19 protein-coding genes are annotated in these 14,543 nt (G+C 41.8%); 17 read left to right on the top strand and 2 right to left on the bottom strand.

Translation table 11 applies throughout. The features are described 5' to 3' along the window. Nucleotides 1–17: 17 nt before the first annotated feature. Genes arsC through ACTWJ7_RS35460 form a run of 5 tightly spaced genes read left to right on the top strand, consistent with a single transcriptional unit; the run spans nt 18 to nt 3,425 of the window. Nucleotides 18–437, top strand: a complete 420-nt coding sequence (gene arsC, locus ACTWJ7_RS35480) for an arsenate reductase (thioredoxin) (RefSeq protein WP_024634598.1) — start codon at nt 18–20, stop codon at nt 435–437. A gap of 57 nt (nt 438–494) precedes the next feature. Then, nucleotides 495–860 carry an arsenite efflux transporter metallochaperone ArsD gene (gene arsD / locus ACTWJ7_RS35475; RefSeq protein ID WP_024634599.1) on the top strand — a complete coding sequence of 122 codons (366 nt, stop codon included), beginning with the start codon at nt 495–497 and terminating at the stop codon, nt 858–860. Nucleotides 861–879: 19 nt separating this feature from the next. Continuing rightward, the gene (arsA, locus tag ACTWJ7_RS35470) at nt 880–2,661 is read left to right on the top strand and encodes an arsenical pump-driving ATPase (RefSeq protein WP_301249747.1); all 1,782 of its coding nucleotides are present in this window, start codon (nt 880–882) and stop codon (nt 2,659–2,661) included. Between the two features lie 17 nt (nt 2,662–2,678). Then, entirely contained in the window at nt 2,679–2,960 is a 282-nt protein-coding gene (locus tag ACTWJ7_RS35465; protein ID WP_301249748.1) for an iron-sulfur cluster biosynthesis family protein, read from the top strand. Between the two features lie 27 nt (nt 2,961–2,987). Then, nucleotides 2,988–3,425, top strand: a complete 438-nt coding sequence (locus ACTWJ7_RS35460; protein WP_301249749.1) for a protein-tyrosine phosphatase family protein — start codon at nt 2,988–2,990, stop codon at nt 3,423–3,425. Between the two features lie 97 nt (nt 3,426–3,522). Here ACTWJ7_RS35460 and ACTWJ7_RS35455 read toward each other — a convergent pair whose 3' ends face one another. Further along, nucleotides 3,523–4,038, bottom strand: coding sequence for an arsinothricin resistance N-acetyltransferase ArsN1 family A (locus ACTWJ7_RS35455; RefSeq protein ID WP_024634514.1), 516 nt, complete (start codon nt 4,036–4,038; stop codon nt 3,523–3,525). Between the two features lie 383 nt (nt 4,039–4,421). Here ACTWJ7_RS35455 and ACTWJ7_RS35450 point away from each other — a divergent pair, with 383 nt between their 5' ends. From ACTWJ7_RS35450 to vcpD, 9 genes are read left to right on the top strand one after another with little or no spacing between them, the layout of a single operon-like run. Next, nucleotides 4,422–4,724, top strand: coding sequence for a carboxymuconolactone decarboxylase family protein (locus ACTWJ7_RS35450; protein WP_024634194.1), 303 nt, complete (start codon nt 4,422–4,424; stop codon nt 4,722–4,724). Between the two features lie 12 nt (nt 4,725–4,736). Continuing rightward, nucleotides 4,737–5,759, top strand: coding sequence for an ATP-grasp domain-containing protein (locus ACTWJ7_RS35445; protein ID WP_443146609.1), 1,023 nt, complete (start codon nt 4,737–4,739; stop codon nt 5,757–5,759). Beyond that, entirely contained in the window at nt 5,756–6,004 is a 249-nt protein-coding gene (locus tag ACTWJ7_RS35440; protein WP_443146608.1) for a hypothetical protein, read from the top strand. The genes ACTWJ7_RS35445 and ACTWJ7_RS35440 overlap by 4 nt, the downstream gene beginning before the upstream one ends. Next, the gene (locus tag ACTWJ7_RS35435; RefSeq protein WP_024634196.1) at nt 6,001–7,215 is read left to right on the top strand and encodes an MFS transporter; all 1,215 of its coding nucleotides are present in this window, start codon (nt 6,001–6,003) and stop codon (nt 7,213–7,215) included. Before ACTWJ7_RS35440 ends, ACTWJ7_RS35435 begins: the two co-directional genes overlap by 4 nt. Then, on the top strand, nt 7,208–8,032 hold the full coding sequence (arsM, locus tag ACTWJ7_RS35430) for a putative arsinothricin biosynthesis methyltransferase ArsM (RefSeq protein WP_024634197.1): 825 nt from the start codon (nt 7,208–7,210) through the stop codon (nt 8,030–8,032). Before ACTWJ7_RS35435 ends, arsM begins: the two co-directional genes overlap by 8 nt. 36 nt (nt 8,033–8,068) lie before the next feature. Further along, nucleotides 8,069–9,343 carry an arsinothricin biosynthesis radical SAM protein ArsL gene (gene arsL, locus ACTWJ7_RS35425; protein WP_024634198.1) on the top strand — a complete coding sequence of 425 codons (1,275 nt, stop codon included), beginning with the start codon at nt 8,069–8,071 and terminating at the stop codon, nt 9,341–9,343. 14 nt (nt 9,344–9,357) lie between these two features. Beyond that, a complete protein-coding gene (locus ACTWJ7_RS35420; protein ID WP_024634199.1) occupies nt 9,358–10,071 on the top strand; it encodes an MIP/aquaporin family protein in 714 nt (237 codons plus the stop codon). A gap of 31 nt (nt 10,072–10,102) precedes the next feature. Next, nucleotides 10,103–11,218 carry a GTP-binding protein gene (locus ACTWJ7_RS35415; protein WP_024634200.1) on the top strand — a complete coding sequence of 372 codons (1,116 nt, stop codon included), beginning with the start codon at nt 10,103–10,105 and terminating at the stop codon, nt 11,216–11,218. Nucleotides 11,219–11,233: 15 nt separating this feature from the next. Then, nucleotides 11,234–11,641 carry an ArsD-related vicinal cysteine protein VcpD gene (gene vcpD / locus ACTWJ7_RS35410; protein ID WP_052016867.1) on the top strand — a complete coding sequence of 136 codons (408 nt, stop codon included), beginning with the start codon at nt 11,234–11,236 and terminating at the stop codon, nt 11,639–11,641. 109 nt (nt 11,642–11,750) lie between these two features. Here vcpD and ACTWJ7_RS35405 read toward each other — a convergent pair whose 3' ends face one another. Then, the gene (locus ACTWJ7_RS35405; RefSeq protein ID WP_024634202.1) at nt 11,751–12,200 is read right to left on the bottom strand and encodes a MarR family winged helix-turn-helix transcriptional regulator; all 450 of its coding nucleotides are present in this window, start codon (nt 12,198–12,200) and stop codon (nt 11,751–11,753) included. A gap of 376 nt (nt 12,201–12,576) precedes the next feature. Here ACTWJ7_RS35405 and ACTWJ7_RS35400 point away from each other — a divergent pair, with 376 nt between their 5' ends. From ACTWJ7_RS35400 to ACTWJ7_RS35390, 3 genes are read left to right on the top strand one after another with little or no spacing between them, the layout of a single operon-like run. Then, a complete protein-coding gene (locus ACTWJ7_RS35400; protein WP_024634203.1) occupies nt 12,577–13,677 on the top strand; it encodes an ABC-three component system protein in 1,101 nt (366 codons plus the stop codon). Further along, complete coding sequence (locus ACTWJ7_RS35395) at nt 13,665–14,183, top strand: ABC-three component system middle component 2 (RefSeq protein ID WP_024634204.1); 519 nt, start codon at nt 13,665–13,667, stop codon at nt 14,181–14,183. The genes ACTWJ7_RS35400 and ACTWJ7_RS35395 overlap by 13 nt, the downstream gene beginning before the upstream one ends. Continuing rightward, nucleotides 14,180–14,509 (top strand): AAA family ATPase, encoded by a 330-nt coding sequence (locus ACTWJ7_RS35390; RefSeq protein ID WP_443146607.1) that lies wholly within the window; start codon nt 14,180–14,182, stop codon nt 14,507–14,509. The genes ACTWJ7_RS35395 and ACTWJ7_RS35390 overlap by 4 nt, the downstream gene beginning before the upstream one ends. Nucleotides 14,510–14,543 lie beyond the last annotated feature (34 nt).

Genomic DNA, 14,543 nt, shown 5'->3' with positions numbered 1-14,543 from the left:
ACGAGGAGACGATGAACATGAGTAAAAAAACACTGTACTTCCTATGCACTGGCAACTCTTGCCGGAGCCAAATGGCCGAAGGCTGGGCTAAGAAATATCTAAGTGAGGACTGGAACATTTATAGTGCGGGAATTGAGGCACACGGTCTGAATCCAAAAGCAGTGGAAGCCATGAAAGAAGTTGACCTAGATATTTCAACTCAAACTTCCGATATCATTGATTCAGAGTTGTTGAACAATGCTGATTTTGTAGTCACATTGTGTGGAGACGCTGCGGATAAATGTCCAATGACACCACAACATGTCAAGCGGGAACACTGGGGGTTCGATGATCCTGCCAAAGCGCAAGGGACAGATGAAGAGAAATGGGCTGTATTCCAAAGGGTTCGTGACCAGATTGGGGAGCGCATTAAAACGTTCGCTGAAACCGGCAAATAATACAAACTGCCGGGAGAATGTTTCCCGGCTTTTCTAATTTGGAGAGGGGTGTTCGCGTTGAAAACAATGGAGATCTACGATCCTGCCATGTGTTGTTCTTCCGGCGTGTGTGGTCCGGGTGTTGATCCGGAACTGATTCGTGTATCTGCTGTCGTCCATAATTTGCAAAAGAAACAGTTTCAGGTATCCCGTTATAACTTAACCAGTGAACCTGATGCTTTTGTGGCAAGTCCGCTCGTAGGACAGCTTTTGGCTGAAAAGGGTCCTCAAGTGCTGCCCATTATCATTGTAGATGGTCAAGTGGTAAAGGAAAATGGTTATCCAAGCAACGAAGAATTCGTTCAATGGACCGGTTTGACGGAAGAAGAACTGGTGGCTAAGCCGAGAATACGTCTTGAAGTCAAAACCAAATCCGAGCTTTAGGAAAGAAGGTCCTCTCAACATGTTAAACCGATTTGAACCGAAATCCATGTCGTTAACCCCTTATCTGTTTTTTACCGGAAAAGGGGGCGTAGGCAAGACGTCTACGGCTTGTGCAACAGCCGTATCGCTTGCCGATTCGGGGAAGCGTGTTTTGCTGGTGAGCACCGATCCAGCTTCTAACCTACAGGATGTTTTTGGTATGGAGCTCTCTAATCACCCCGTACCTGTAATTGGAATGAATAATCTGGATGCCGCCAATCTCGATCCTGAAACCGCCGCTAATGAGTACAAAGCTGAAATGGTTGGGCCATACCGCGGCGTGCTTCCAGATACAGTGATCGCCACGATGGAAGAGCAATTATCTGGAGCCTGTACGGTTGAAATAGCTGCCTTTAATGAGTTCAGTTCCATGCTGACTAATCAAGAACTGCGAGAGCAGTATGATCACATCTTGTTCGATACGGCTCCGACAGGGCACACGCTGCGTTTGTTGCAATTGCCGACCGCCTGGAGCGGGTTTTTATCTGAAAGTACGCATGGCGCTTCCTGTCTGGGACCGCTTGCCGGTCTGGAAGCGAAAAAAACATTATATGAGGATGCCGTCCAAACCTTGTCTGATTCCAATGAGACGACACTTGTACTGGTGACTCGTCCGGATGATTCGCCGCTGAAGGAAGCTGCGCGGGCATCGCAAGAGCTTGGAGAGATCGGTATTCAGAATCAGTTATTGATCGTGAACGGGATGCTTTCTTCGGTTGTCGAGCAGGATACAGTTTCTTCTGCTTTTTACGGTCGACAGGTACGTGCATTGGAGAAACTTCCTGAAGCTGTTCAGCAGCTTCCAATCTATCAAATTCCTCTAGCGCCGTTTAACATCACTGGCATTGAGCATTTGCGTCATTTCTTCGATGCCCCGGAGGTTAGGCTGGTACAAGAGAAAAATGTAAATTCTTCGTTGGTTTTCCCTTTGCAACATCTCGTAGATGATATGGAGAACCAGGGTATCCGAGTGATTTTCACCATGGGAAAAGGCGGCGTAGGCAAAACAACGGTCGCAACAGCTATAGCTGTTGGTCTGGCAGAGAGAGGTCACCGGGTACATCTGAGCACAACCGATCCCGCTTCCCATCTGAGTCATGTGCTCGAACAAGAGACGGACAACATCACCGTGAGCTGTATCGATCCGAAGGTCGAACTGGAACGATATAAACAGGAAGTCCTGGAGCAGAACAAGGATTCTTTGGATGAGGATGGTCTGGCTTACTTGGAAGAAGATTTAAGATCACCTTGTACTGAAGAAATTGCAGTTTTCCGTGCATTTGCCAATCTGGTTGAACGAAGCAGCGATGAGATTGTGGTTATTGATACGGCTCCAACAGGGCACACGTTACTTCTTCTCGATGCAACGGAAGAGTACCATAAGGAGATTGCACGTTCAGCAGGTGCCATCCCGGCTGCCGTTCAGCATTTGTTACCACGACTTCGTGATCCGAATGAAACAAGTGTTGTTATTGTTACACTCGCAGAGGCTACACCGTATTATGAGGCTTTTCGTTTGGAACAGGACTTACAGCGGGCCAGTATACCAACCAAGTGGTGGACCATTAATCAAAGTTTTGCCGTGACAGACACCATGGACCCCATTCTTAGCGGACGGGCCATCGCTGAGCAGGAATGGATTCAGCAGATTCATAAAGCTTCGGATGGAAACACCGTGATTATACCATGGGAATCCAGAGAAGTAGTTGGTTATGATAGCTTAAAGACCTGGACTGAAGCGGGAAGTACGAGTGAAGTATAGAGAGGAGTCAACCGAGGATGATGATTACCGATGGTGCTAAAACCTATATCGAGGCAATGATGAAAGAAGCAGGTGTGCATACGCTTCGGTTTGCCATGGTTGGCGGCGGATGCTGTGGACCCAGTTTTCAACTAGGGCTCGCTGATCCTGCAGAGAACGATGTGGTACAGGAAATCAATGCGATACGCGTAGCTGTCGATCCCGAGATTGCAGCTACCGTAGAATCGATTACCCTGGATGTGGAACAATCTGCTGATGGACTTGGACTCGTCGTTAGTGGAGGCTCAAGTTGCTGTTAAGCACAATTAGAAAAGAGGAGGATAACGATGTCTAACTATCATGAACTGGTTAAAGGTAAAGTATATATTGGGGGAGCAGATGCTGCTCTAAGTGCGATCAAGGAGCAAGGTGTAACTGAGGTATTTGATCTCCGAGATGATGGTAAGGCACAAGAAGGATTTCCTGATTCAGCACACCGACATCATTATCCAATTGTTGAAAATGGGAATGATCAGGAAGAATCCATCAAGTCCGCTATTCAAGCCGTGACTGAAGCTGTTCAGGAAGGTAAAAAAGTATTCTTTCACTGTGCTGGTGGCCGGAACCGTACGGGTACAGTAGCTACAGCTCTTTTGATGAACTTGGGTGAAGCTACTACAGTTGAAGAAGCTGAAAAACTCGCAATGGAGAGACGTCCGGACATTTCAATCAAGCCTGAAATGCGTCATGTACTGAAGAGTATGTATGAAGCAACTAATAGTTAATATTATTTCTTTTAATAAAGGGACGTTGTCATACACAATGACGACGTCCCTTTATCATTTCTTTTAGTAGTCGCTGAAGAGCGTTGTTTTCATCCCTTTATCCGTGCATTCCAGCTTGGTGAATGAGTTTTTCCATAATCATAATATCAATAAGTTCGCCATCCATAATACCTTGCTGTTCAAAAAAACCTACAGTTCGATACCCCAGTTTCTGGTATAATCCTTGCCCAGCCTTATTAAAGGGAAAGGTAAACAACACAATTTTATGAAAGTTATGCTTCCTCGCTTCATTTTCCAACTCTAAAAGGAGCGCATTTCCAATGCCTTTTCCACGATACTCTCTATGAATATATATCGACAAATCAGCGACACCGTGATAAGCACAGCGGTGCGAGTACGGATTTAACGAAGCCCATCCAATAACTTGTTCTGATACCTCTGCTACCAATGCGACATGTCTCCCTTGATGTTGGTTAAACCATTTTTGTATGTATATCATATCTTTCGTTTCCGTTTCTAGCGTTGCAATTCGATCTTCAATACCTTGATTGTAGATGCCCAATATACTATTTAAATCGTTCACTTTGGCTTGGCGGATAGATACCATTTGCATATAAGAATCCCTCACTTTTTAACTATCTATTGTAAGTAAATAATGAATTCATGAACAGACTTTAGCATGACTGTTTTTGGAAATCAACACTTAAATTTAATGTTGAACAACGAAAAATAAAGTTGCTATTTGCAAATTATCAGAATATAATAAAGGAAAATTATTCAAGTAAATGTATTTTGTATCCTTATTTTAATGTGAATTAAGCCATAAATAATGAAGTGTATTCAATGTGTGTCTCTTATTCATTTAAATGTGATATATAACAAGGCGTGTAATTACTTGCGTTAAACAACTATTATAAGTGAGTTATCATGTCTGTCTTTACATAAGGATAGATTGATATAAATGTACTAACCATTCTATCGTGAGGTGAATTTAAAATGCTCCAATTATTGCCTGAGCTACATCGGAAGTATACTGATTTTGTGGAAGAAGCTCTAAGAGCGGAGTACCTCTCACCCAGAGATCGAGCATTAGTTGAACTAACAAGTGCGATGATCATCGGAGATCAAGAAGATTTGAGGAAGGCACTTATTTCTGCTAAGCAAGAGTTCATTACGAACGAAGAAATTGGACAAGTTGCCGGTATCATCGCCGTAGCCAAAACAAAGAAATTATTCAATGAAACCTCCACTCAAGAAGGTATCTTGCCACAGAGTTCCCAATCCGAGTGTTGCAGATAAGGAGGCATTAAAATGGTGAATCGTCCTGTAGTTCTGCTTATTGGTCGGCGAGATGATGTTGAGGAGATCCTTTTCATAAAGGAACAAGGCTATAAGGTGGTTCTCATGAATACGAAGATACCTTTTGAAGATGCCATGATTGCAGATTTCCCTTTTGAAATGGATTTGAATCAGGAAGAAGAGGCAATCGCTAAGGCAATCGAAATATCTAAACGGCTTTCTATTGTTGCTGTGTATACGAATAATGAATATCGCATCGTTCTAGGTGCGAAAATAGCCGAGGCCTTGGGTCTGCAATTCCACTTATCTTCACAGGCCGCTTTAAATTGCCGCAGCAAAGCACAAACCCGCGCATATTTAACCAAACACCAGGTATCCCCCATCCAATACGCTTTAATCCAAACACCTGCAGAGATACTACACATCCTTAGTGAAATGAAGTTACCCGTTATCGTAAAACCTTCTAATGATGCGGGCAGTCATATGGTACAAAAATGTAATACGTTAGAAGAAGCATGGAGTGCTGCTGAACTTATTAGCACTAATGCTCTAAACTGGGTTGGACAACCTTTAGAGAAGCATATTCTCGTAGAGGAATACATCGAAGGACCTGAATTTAGTGTTGAGTCATGTACGATCAATGGAACCACACATATCATTGCAATTACCGCTAAAAATACATCCGCATTAATTGAAGAAGGACACTTGGTACCTGCTCTATTATCAGAACAGGATTCTACCCTGATTCAAGAGGTCGTTATTAAGGCTTTGGCGGTCCTAGGCGTAGATTATATTGTCTCCCACACTGAAGTTAAGCTTTCTCCTCAAGGACCCAAAGTAATCGAGGTGAATGCGAGGGTGGGCGGAGATCAAATTCACAACTTGGTTCATGCTGTTACCGGATATGATCTGCGTAAGTTGGCATTTCATATTGTTACGGGGGAACCTTTGCAAGTGCTCCTAGGGACATACCCATCACAGATTCAGCCCAAATTCAATTTTTACTTGCGTATCAAGATGGAAATGTTCGATTGAACAAGAACGCAGCTCAATCAATTGAAGGAATAAAGCAAGTTGAGATCTCTGTTCAAAATGGTGATTACGTAACGATGACTAAGAGCAACTATAATCGTTTGGGCTATATGATAGCTCATGGTGTAGATGGTAAGCATGCATCTCAAGTCTTGAATACCGCAAAAGAAGCCATGCATTTTTTCATAACAAAGGATCAAGATGGAGAGGTGCCTTCGTCTACTGATAAACGTATGGGTGTCATATGAAAAAGAATATTATTTTCCTGTGTTTATCTGTCTTTATATTGGTCGTAGGTACCGGGATTGTAGCACCACTACTTGCTCCTTATGCAAAAAACTTAGGGGCAACCGGTTTGTGGGTCGGAACGTTGTACAGCGGATTTTACGTAGTTCGTCTTTTAATTGGTACACCGATCGGGAGATTGGCAGATAAAAAAGGACCTAAAGCCATTCTTATCTATAGCCTCATACTTTACCCCTTTATTGCGCTAAGTTATGGACTAGCAAGTAGTATAGCAGGTCTTCTAGGGGCACGGTTACTTCATGGCGTAGCATCAGCCATGATGCTACCTATGGCTATGGCTTACATGGGCGAAATTAGCCCTAAAGGGCAAGAAGGCAAGTATATGGGGATATACAACACTGCTATTTTCTTGGCAAATGGGTTGGGTCCCTTTCTCGGTGGATATATATCAGTTCAGTACGGGACACAGAATGCATTTTTCTCCTTACTCGGCCTTGCGGTCATCGCCTTAGTTATTGTCTTTGCTTTACCTTCATCAAGGGCGAAGAAAGAAACCAATGTGGCTGATCTTAACGAAACCAATTCAGAGCGTACTCATCTGAAACGATCTCCCTGGAGACATCCCGGGATTCTAGCATTGTCCTCCGTCAATGTCATTGTAGCTGTTCTTTCCATGTTCATGATTTCCTTCTTCACCCTGTACGCCCAAAGCAGAGGGCTTAATGCCCTGATGATCGGTTTTTTAATTGCCTTAAACAACATCATAATAGGTGCAACACAGGTACCGCTAGGTTGGGTGGTTGACCGTTTTAATAAAATGAAGTTAATTCTTATCTCAGCTATGTTGACCACGATTCTTTTAATGATGTTTCCCTCTATGCATTCGCTTTGGACGATCGCTTTACTGATGATTGGAACCGGACTAACTTCGGCAGTCACACTGGCTTCCTCTTCAGCATTGTCTACTGTTTTGGGAAGAGAGGCGGGAATGGGGGCGACGATGGGATTTTTGGGTTCTGCGACAAGCTTGGGAATGATTGTGGGTCCGCTGACATCTGGCATTCTAATGGACACTTTTCAAATTGACACTACGTTCTATTTCTCAGGTTTCCTTTGGATTCTAGGCACTCTTGTTTTCTATGTATTATGGACTGCCTATGTCCGTTCCATAAAAATACAAAGCATCTCGAAGGGAGAAATAACAAATGTCTAATCAAGAACTGGTAGTTTCCAATGTTTCAAACTGCTGCTCGCCTGGTCCAGCTGAATTGGATGCAGCAACGCAAGCAATCAAAGACTTTTATAACTCTGTAGCTGAAGGTGAAGGTAACTACTCGGAAGGAACGGATAAATTTTCTCCGTCCGGACCTACAGAACGTATTAAAGAGTTTGTTCTTGCTTCAGATAAACAGCGAATTCTCGATATCGGTTGTGGCATGGGAACAACACTGCTCTCTTTGGTGGAGTCACATGAAGATGGAAAGCAATTTATTGGTGTAGATTTCAGTGAGAACATGATTGCCCGTGCCAGGGAAAAAAGCACCCAATTTCCAGATGGGTTTCGTAAAAAGTTGGGCTTCTTTGTTGCCGATGTCCAGTCGCTTCCGTATATGGATGGCCAGTTTGATTTGATATACAGTGAGTGTGTTCTGAATCTGGTGCCTGACCGGATTAAAGCCATCCAGGAAATTACACGTGTGTTAGCACCTGGGGGTACCTTTATCTACACGGATTTTGTTTCTTATGCACCCGTCCCGTCTTCCATCAAGAATGATTTGTCCTTGGTTAGCGGTTGCCGCGCTGGGAGTATTCAGTTAAGCGAGAACATTGCCCAAATTGAAGAAGCGGGGTATATCGATTTGGAAGTTATCAATTTTACAGATGACAAAAACAAACGATATCGTGAGCTGATGGAATCGAGTGAAGAGTATAAAGATGAATATCTGCAATTTCAGCAGGATCATGCTGAGGCCCATCATTTTTTAGAAGAAAAAGTAGGCTATTACTTGATTAAAGCCACGAAAGTTTAACCGAAGAAGAACCTTGAAAGATAGGGAGGAAGGCTCATGAAGGTCCTGTTGGTTTCTAACTTTGAAGGTGGCTATCAACCGATGACGGTAGCTACAGCCTTGACCGCTTTATTACATGCAGATTTCGATGTGTCTGTGCTTGATACTTATGTCGAAGGAATTGATGAAGGACGATTTCTGGATCAAGAGCTTATCGCCATTTCCATTCCATTATTTGATGCTGTTCAAGCGGCCACTGAACTAACTCAAATCATTCGTCAGGTTAATCCGAAGGCTCATATTACGTACTTTGGTCAGCATGCAACTATTAATGCCAGCCGACTTGCCGGGAAGTATAGTGATTCCTGCGTTTGTGGAGAGTGGGAGAGACCTTTGGTCAATCTTGCAAAGTATCTGTCTGGAGACACTGATTGTACCCTGGATGGGGTTCTCATCGGACGTGATGCTCTGCAGGGTAAAGAAATTCATCCGTATATGTCTAGAGATCATTTAAGCGTTCCGACACGGCATATGCTTCCGCCGCTCTACAAGTATCCCCAGAAGCAAATCAACAAACTATTAGGCTCTGAGCAGATCGTGGGCTCCACTGAAATCGCACGCGGGTGTCATCATAAGTGTCTGTATTGCTCGGTATATGCTGCCTATGAGGGTAAAGTCATCCTGGTATCTGAATCGATTGTACTACAGGATGTCAGAAACCTTGTCGAAGGGGGGATGACGCACTTATCCTTTATTGATGCAGACTTCTTTAATGCGAAATACCACGGTATCAAGATATTGCGTCAGTTACATGAGGAATTTCCTGATCTCACTTACGACTTCACTACCCGAGTAGATCATATTCTTGAAAATAAAGAAACATTAGCTGAAATGAAAGGGCTCGGTGTTAAGTTCATTACATCCGCGTTAGAATTTCCATCGGAAGTTGTACTGGATGCCGTAGCCAAAGACACCTCTATTCAAGATATCGAACAGGCTATTGCATATCTCCGCCACATCGAGATTTCACTCAATCCAACCTTTATCATGTTCAACCCCTGGACCAATACAGAAGATTTAACGACTTTCCGCTCTTTTGTAGATGATAATGACCTGAAGAGCATCATTGACCCCATACAATATGAAACAAGACTGTACCTATATAAGGGCTCCCCTTTACTGAGACAAGCCTCTATACAAACACTTGATCTGATTGAACATGAGTTCTATTACGAATGGAAACACCCTAACCCCGATATGGATGAACTATTTCAAGAGATCGTTACAGTTCCTGAAGACGGTATTTTTAAACGCTGTTGTTTAAAATGTTAAGAGGGGACAACCATTTGAATGCGACAGAAGTCAAAGATGGTTTTCCATTATTGAGCTTTGAAACCAGTCGCAGTTCTTTACTACTTGATCTCCGAAAAAAATGGATAGCTGAGTTTATTGGAACCTTCTTCTTAGTATTTGCCGGCACAGGTGCGGTAGTAGTAGATACCACTACAAAAACATTAACACATATCGGGGTAGCTATAACGTTTGGGCTTGTGGTCATGGCTTTGATATATGCTTTTGGACATGTATCAGGTGCTCACTTTAACCCGGCAGTCACCCTCGCTTTTTATTTCTCAAGACAAATCACAGCGATTGAAGCCTTCTCTTATGTTTTCATACAATGTGTTGGAGCCTATGCAGCCAGCCTTACCTTACTATTTATGTTTGGTAATGTAGGGAGATTGGGGGCAACGCTTCCTTCAGGGCCCTGGTTGCAAAGTGCCATTTTGGAATTCATTCTATCCTTTATTTTAATGATGGTCATTTTAAGTTCTGCTGTCCATGCAAAAGCATCAAAATCATTCGCTGGAATCGCTATAGGAGGAACAGTCGCTCTAGAAGCAATGTTTGGAGGTCCTGTAAGTGGGGCATCTATGAACCCTGCACGATCTTTAGGCCCAGCTTTGGCCTCCGGACACTTGGAGTTTTTATGGATATATATCGTATGGACAACCATGGGCGCGATCACGGCTGCTTATGTCTACAGAATACTTCACGAATAACCATTTTGAATGAAAGAGGAGGAGCGTTTATATGAAAAAGGTCCAAATGGTGTTGTTAGGTGGCTTCCTAGGAGCGGGGAAAACAACAACAATGATACAAATGGCCAAAGTTTTACAAGAGCAGGGGAAGCAGGTCGCCATCATTACTAACGATCAAGGGAAAGAATTAATTGATACGGAACTCGCACAAATCAGTGGACTGGAAACCAAAGAAGTAACAGGGGGATGTTTCTGCTGTCGGTTTGAAGACTTGTATGAACATTTGAACCAACTTACTTTAGAAAAGAAACCGGATTATATCATCTGTGAAGCCGTTGGTAGTTGTACGGATCTCGCTGCAACGGTCATTCAGCCCTTAAAACAAAATTATGCTAACGAGTTCACAACGGTACCCTTGACTATTGTGGTTGATCCGGCTAGATTGTTGGCTGAATTAAATGAGGAAGAAGCAGGACGTCTTCTATTTTCTCAATCCGTTAGTTATATTTTTGAGAAGCAGTTGGCCGAGGCAGATATTATTGCTGTAAATAAACTGGATCAATACACGGAAGAAGAGATGGATAGAGTGGTCACGTATCTTCATCAACGCTATCCGAATTCAATCATACAGCCGATCTCAGCGACTACAGGTGTTAACTTAGCCCCTCTACTCGATTTATGGAATAGTACAATTCCAAGCGGTCACAAACTTTTGGATATTGATTACAGTGTATATGCTGAAGGCGAAGCCAAGCTTGCGTGGATGAATATGCTGGGTGACGTGAAGCATCCGGATGGAAAAGCATTCGATCCTCAGCAGTGGGTAGATGGACTTTTAAGTAAATTAAACGGGCATTTTTTGAGGGAAAAGATGGCCGTAGCGCATCTGAAGGTACATGCTGGTAATGATACAGGCTATGTCAAAGCAAGTGTTGTTCAAACAGGTGCAGCACCTATATACACCAATAGCTACTCACAAATGGGTAATCAGTACCGGGTCGTTCTGAACATTAGGATTGAAGCTTCACCGGGACTTCTGGACTTAGTCGTATCGGATGCGATTGCCTCCATTGATCAGAATCTGGGAACGGTTTGGGATCAAACGTACCACGAATGTTTTAGTCCACTGCCTCCACAACCGACTCATCGGATGAAAGTAACTTCTTAAAGTGAGGAGGAACATATGTTGAATACAAAAAACTCTATCGAACTCTTTCCAAATATAAATAGTCAGCAAACAACTGATTGTTGCGATGAAGACGGGGTAGAAGCTGCTGATTGTTGCTCTGCGCCTGACTATTCCGCTTCTTTGAGTATATATACTGAGATTAAGCAGAAATTAAAAGAGACATTTGAAAACGAGCTAACTATTCATGTGTATGATTATTCCCTACCTATGGATCGAGCGCTTGCAAAACGGAAGTTAAGATCTCTATTCGAAGAGCGAGGTTTTGCACATATACAGTCAGATAAGCTCATCGAGTTTGCTACACCTGCCGTTGTCATTAATGGTGAGCTTATGAGTTTTGCGGAACAGGTTGAATATGAACATCTCGAGAAAGCTTTACGTTCCAAATACACACTACATTAATGTATGAAGACCGCCGAGAGACCTCGGTGGTCTTTTGTTGTATGTAACATAAGCCAGATAATAGATATCTTAAAAAATCTGTCACTGTAGGAGGAGTTAGATTGTGTGTTTATCCCTTCACAGGTTGACAACAGTTATCAGATTGAAGCATTGCTTTATTCAACAGTTTAATTGAGTTAATCACCATCTCCTTCTCAAATCCACTCATATGCGAAAAGATTTCATCTAGATAGGCACTCATTTGCTGATCAATAGTGGTTGCAACAAACTTCCCTTCGGTTGTAAGTGAGAGTAGATATACACGTCTATCTGTAGAATCTGGTGTTTTGTTAAGTAATTTAAGCTTCACCAAGGATTGAACCTGTCTACTGAAGGTTGTAATATCTGTTCCTAAAGTGTCGGCAATTTGCTGCATGGAGGGATTGTGCTGACGATCTACCTCATACAATATATGACTTTGAGCCGGCGATACATCAATAGCTCCCACGGTACAACAATTCTTATTGAGCAGACCAAACCGTCTAGTCATGATTTGGAACAACTCGCGTACATTTTCCATGTTTTATTCACCTCATTTCAGTTATATCTTAACGCATGCAAAATCACAATTGTATATTTGGATTTTCGTTAGTTGAAAGTATTAGCAGATAAGAATAACACATAGGACTACATAAAACTCAAGATATATATAGGCATTATAAGAATTTGTACTGTTAATGTCAGTTGCAAATATGTAACATGTTTTATAACATATGATTCGAGAAACCCCCTTAATCCATGTCATATCAGACACAACAGACTATAATTTAGCTTTTTCGTTTTGTGTGTTACGAATATCATAATACCACCTCTCAATTGATGGAATATTTAGGTGATTATACTGGCTGCATGTGGTACTATTTTACTAAATATTGTATAGATTGGAGTGAACAAATGTGAACGATGAGGAAGAAATAGAGATACCAATTCCTGTTATTCGAAAGAAAATCACAAATGCGGATTTACTCTTAGGAAAGACTATTGAACCGATTAAAAGATTACAAGTTATTTCCGAAGATGACTTTGAAGATTTAGTTTGTGAATGGGCTACAGGATATCTTGCTCAGACATATGTAAAGGTTCGCCGCTGTGGGGGAGCCGGTGATATGGGTAGAGATGTAGTTGCATATTCAGTCTATGACAAGAAGGAGCAACTTATATGGGATAATTATCAATGCAAGCATTACGATAATGCTCTTACTCCCAGCAATATTTGGATAGAACTTGGAAAACTTTGTTACTACACTTATATTGGTAAATATACTGTTCCTAGAAAGTATTACTTCGTAGCCCCAAAAGGTGTATCTACAACTTTAGGAGATTTAATAGATGAGCCTGAATCTCTAAGGAAAGGACTCATAGCAAACTGGGAAACAAAGTGTAAGAAAAAGATTACCATTAAGCAGAATATTGAATTACAAGGAGATTTCTCTGATTATGTTTCCTCCTTCGATTTCACTATTATTGATAGTGTTGAACCACAAAGATTAATCGAACAACATGCTCAAACTAGATATTTCCCTTATAGGTTTGGTGGACTTCAAAAGAACCGGCCTCAGCCAGTGCTTCCTCCTGAACAAATTGCGGAAGATGAGTTGTTATACATTACGAAGCTCCTTGAGGCATATTCTGATAGTCATAAAGTAAAGCGGATTATTGTTAAAGAGCTTCCTGAACATCATAACTTTTTTAACCATTTTGAAAGGCAAAGGAAATCTTTTTATTCTGCTGAATCACTAATGAGGTTTGAAAGAGATACACTTCCTCCTGGTGTAGATGCTTTTAAAGAGCTGAAGGAAGAAGTTTACGATGGCATAATAGACATACTTGAGTCTGAACATGAAGATGGATTTGAGAGAGTCAAAAAAGTTTGTCTAGCAGCTCGAAACCTAAATGTACCGAGTTACCCTCTATACAATTCACTGAAGGGTAATGATTTGGCAGGGATATGCCATCATCTGGCTAATGAAGACGAAATTAAGAAATGGGTGAACTAATGGCAGAGCATTCGGCGAATGATATGGCTTTTAATTCTCCATTGGAGATTGGATTAAGAGCTTTAATCATATTATCAGTGAATCAGCCGGCTTATCTCGATTTGCAAAGATTGGTTTACTACGATTACTTAGTATTACATACCAGGGATATCGGTGATCCCAATTCACCGGATTCAATTCACCCCGCTACTCCTCATCGTTCAGGAGAAATTGTTGTTCGAAGGAAAGCTATGCAAGATGGGTTGGATTTAATGTACAGTAGAACCTTATTAGAAATTGTTTTTGGGGGAAATGGTGTTTCTTATATAGCCACGGAATTATCAAATGCTTTTCTAGATCTTTTTGAGTCTGAGTATTATAAGTTATTACGGAACAATGCATTTTGGGTTAGTCAATTTTTTTCAGAATACTCGGATGAAGAACTAAAAGGATATATTGATAATAAACTTGGAAGTTGGGGAGGAGAGTTTATGTACGAAGCTCTTACAAGGAGTGGTCTTGAATGATTTACGGCTTTGAACTTAGAAAGCTCCGAATTATAGGGAATGATGAGAAAGTTTCAGAGGTTTCGTTTAAGAGTGGATTGAATGTGATTGCAGGCCCGTCGAATACAGGGAAAACTTATATTTTTGAATGTATTAACTTTATGTTAGGTGGTACCGAGTTACCTGAACCCATCGATGAAGCTAAGGAGTACCACACTGTCCAGCTTGAGATAATCAGCCGTAATAACCAAGTCTATACTCTTGAGAGAGGACTGACAGGGGAAAAGTTAAAAAATATAACTCAGCTATTTCGGAAATTGAATCTAATAGCAAATTTACAGAATTAGCTCAAAAGCATGCGAAGAAAGAAAGCGTATCCAG

This window comes from Paenibacillus sp. 1A_MP2 (genome assembly GCF_052244825.1).
Classification (GTDB): domain Bacteria; phylum Bacillota; class Bacilli; order Paenibacillales; family Paenibacillaceae; genus Paenibacillus; species Paenibacillus vandeheii.
The sequence above is the reverse complement of the archived record's forward strand: the minus strand, read 5'-3'. Positions and strand labels throughout refer to the sequence as shown.

What these genes read in the sequence shown, in the direction of transcription:
- vcpD (WP_052016867.1), top strand. Translation starts at nt 11,234, where the DNA reads ATGTTGAATACAAAAAACTCTATCGAACTCTTTCCAAATATAAATAGT.
- ACTWJ7_RS35455 (WP_024634514.1), bottom strand. Translation starts at nt 4,038, where the DNA reads ATGCAAATGGTATCTATCCGCCAAGCCAAAGTGAACGATTTAAATAGT.
- ACTWJ7_RS35405 (WP_024634202.1), bottom strand. Translation starts at nt 12,200, where the DNA reads ATGGAAAATGTACGCGAGTTGTTCCAAATCATGACTAGACGGTTTGGT.
- ACTWJ7_RS35415 (WP_024634200.1), top strand. Translation starts at nt 10,103, where the DNA reads ATGAAAAAGGTCCAAATGGTGTTGTTAGGTGGCTTCCTAGGAGCGGGG.
- ACTWJ7_RS35390 (WP_443146607.1), top strand. Translation starts at nt 14,180, where the DNA reads ATGATTTACGGCTTTGAACTTAGAAAGCTCCGAATTATAGGGAATGAT.
- arsL (WP_024634198.1), top strand. Translation starts at nt 8,069, where the DNA reads ATGAAGGTCCTGTTGGTTTCTAACTTTGAAGGTGGCTATCAACCGATG.
- ACTWJ7_RS35460 (WP_301249749.1), top strand. Translation starts at nt 2,988, where the DNA reads ATGTCTAACTATCATGAACTGGTTAAAGGTAAAGTATATATTGGGGGA.
- ACTWJ7_RS35395 (WP_024634204.1), top strand. Translation starts at nt 13,665, where the DNA reads ATGGGTGAACTAATGGCAGAGCATTCGGCGAATGATATGGCTTTTAAT.
- ACTWJ7_RS35445 (WP_443146609.1), top strand. Translation starts at nt 4,737, where the DNA reads ATGGTGAATCGTCCTGTAGTTCTGCTTATTGGTCGGCGAGATGATGTT.
- ACTWJ7_RS35465 (WP_301249748.1), top strand. Translation starts at nt 2,679, where the DNA reads ATGATGATTACCGATGGTGCTAAAACCTATATCGAGGCAATGATGAAA.
- ACTWJ7_RS35450 (WP_024634194.1), top strand. Translation starts at nt 4,422, where the DNA reads ATGCTCCAATTATTGCCTGAGCTACATCGGAAGTATACTGATTTTGTG.
- ACTWJ7_RS35435 (WP_024634196.1), top strand. Translation starts at nt 6,001, where the DNA reads ATGAAAAAGAATATTATTTTCCTGTGTTTATCTGTCTTTATATTGGTC.
- arsM (WP_024634197.1), top strand. Translation starts at nt 7,208, where the DNA reads ATGTCTAATCAAGAACTGGTAGTTTCCAATGTTTCAAACTGCTGCTCG.
- arsC (WP_024634598.1), top strand. Translation starts at nt 18, where the DNA reads ATGAGTAAAAAAACACTGTACTTCCTATGCACTGGCAACTCTTGCCGG.
- arsA (WP_301249747.1), top strand. Translation starts at nt 880, where the DNA reads ATGTTAAACCGATTTGAACCGAAATCCATGTCGTTAACCCCTTATCTG.